A 2157-nucleotide genomic window follows, 5' to 3' on the forward strand; every position below is an offset into this window, starting at 1 on the left:
TGGCGATGTCGCCCGAGTTGGCCGGCAATTCGGGCATTGCCTGTGCCGCATCGGCAGGCTTGGCGGCTTCAGCCGGTGCGGGCGCCGGCGTGGCCGGCGCTGCTTCGGCTGGCTTGGCCGGATCGGTTGCCGGGGCCGCAGGCGCCGCGGCGACGGTCGCGGCTATTTCGGTGATGCGGCCGTCGAGCTTCGGCGTGTAGGGCCGGTGGGCGCCGAGGTAGTCGGCAACCACCTGTTCGAGGCCGGGGCCGTAATCATAGGCGTTCTTGGCCTTGTCGGCGAAGACCTTGTAGCCGTCGCCGCCCTGGCGGACATAGTTGTTGGTTGCGACCAGATAGTCCTTGTCAGGCTTGATCGGCGTCCAGGCGCCGCCCTCCATGACCTCCACCGATTTGACGCGGCCGGCATTGGGCGCGACGGATTTGTCGAAGGAATACTTCAGGCCGGCGACCTGCGGGAAGCGCCCGGCGCCGTCCTCGACCTGGCTGAGGCCGCCCTCGAGGCCGGCCACCAGATCCTTGCCCGAAATCTGGAACGTCGCCAGCGTGTTCTGGAACGGCAGCACGGTCAGCACCTCGCCCATGGTGACGGTGCCCTTGTCGATCGAGGCGCGCAGGCCGCCGCCATTGGAGATGACGATCTCGACGCCCTGTCCCTTGACGCGGTCGAGGATGGCGTCGGAGACGAGATTGCCCATCGCGCATTCGCGGGTGCGGCAGCTCTCGCGACTGCCGTCGATGACGTCGGTGGTTTCCGCCACTTCCTTGTTCTTCAACGCCTCGATCGGCGCCCCAAGCTCCTTGATGCGGGCGAGCACGGCCGGGTCGGGGGTGATCGACTTGTCGAGATAGATCGGGTCGCCGCTGGCCGATTTGACGACGCCATTGTCGTCGAACACCACCTTGAACTCGCCGAGATATTTCGAGTAGGACGCCGCCTGCACCACCGGCACCTTGTAGCCGTCCGGATTGTCGACCATCGTCGGGTAGGGGCCTTCCGCCTTCGGATCGGTGTTCGACAGCAGCGAATGGCTGTGACCGCCGACGACGACATCGATGCCCGGGATCTTGGCAATGACGTCGCGCTCGCGCCTGTAGCCGATATGGGTCACGGCGATGATCTTGTTGACGCCTTCGCCCTTGAGCTTCTCGACTTCGGCGGTGATCGACTTGACGTCATCCTCTATTGCGACGTTGGGTCCGGGGGAAGCGAGGTCCGGCGTGTCGTTGGTGATCGCGCCGATGATGCCGATCTTCTGGCCGCCGACCTCGACGACAACAGATGGCTTGACTCGGTCGCCGAGCTTGGATTGCGCGTTGGCCTTCACATTGGCGCCGAGCACCGGGAACTTGATCATGTCGAGGAACGGCGCCAGGGCCGCCTCGCCGTCGTCGAATTCATGGTTGCCAAGGGCCATGGCATCGAACTTCATGTCGTTGAGGAATTCGCCTTCGACCTTGCCCTTGTAGGTCGTGTAGAACAGCGAGCCCTGGAAATTGTCGCCTGCGCTGAGCAGCAGCACGTTCTGGCCTTGCAGCTTCTTGCGCTCCTGGGCGATCGCGGTGATCAGCCGGCCCGCGCCACCGATGCACTCGCCCTTGGTTTCCTCGTCCGCCGAGCAGGTCGATTCATATTTGTTGTTGCCTTCGATGCGGCTGTGCCAGTCGTTGATATGCAGGATGTTCAGCGTGTAGTCGGCAAAGGACGCGCCGGCCGACAGACCGAGTGCTGAGGCTGACAGGGCTGCAATGGCGGCAAGTTTCTTCATCTTCGTCTCCCGGAAAGCCGATCAGAGGCCACTAGCGCTCTTGCTTGACTGGAACATAACAGCCGGCGCTTCGGCCATGTTCCCATCGCGTTCCGGATGACGCAAGCGGAATCCGGGACCCCTTTGCCGGCATAAAAAAGGACGGCGGCCAACCGGCCGCCGTCCTTGGAAACGAATGGTCGCGGGCTCAGACGCGCCTTGTCAGCACGAAATTCTGACCGCTGGAACTCGTGCAGTTGAGCTGGCTTGTCGACACCATCAGGCAGTTGAAGCTGACCGCGGTCTGGCGGATCAGCGAGGTGCCGTTGATCTGCACCGATGTGGCGCCGGTCATCGTGTAGCTGCCGTCGGCAAGCTTCTGGCCGGTGTCGGTGGCCACGGTCGTGAAG

Annotated in this window: 1 protein-coding gene and 1 pseudogene; both read right to left on the reverse strand. The window is 63.7% G+C overall.

The genetic code is table 11. The annotated features are described in order from the left end of the window. Positions 1-1768 (reverse strand): bifunctional UDP-sugar hydrolase/5'-nucleotidase (locus EN964_RS32480; RefSeq protein ID WP_164776219.1); only part of this gene is annotated, 1768 nt, incomplete at its 3' end. Positions 1769-1955: 187 nt separating this feature from the next. After that, positions 1956-2157 (reverse strand): annotated as a pseudogene (locus EN964_RS32485) (hypothetical protein); the annotation flags it as partial.

It is taken from the genome of Mesorhizobium sp. M7A.F.Ca.CA.001.10.2.1 (assembly GCF_003998575.1).
GTDB lineage: Bacteria > Pseudomonadota > Alphaproteobacteria > Rhizobiales > Rhizobiaceae > Mesorhizobium.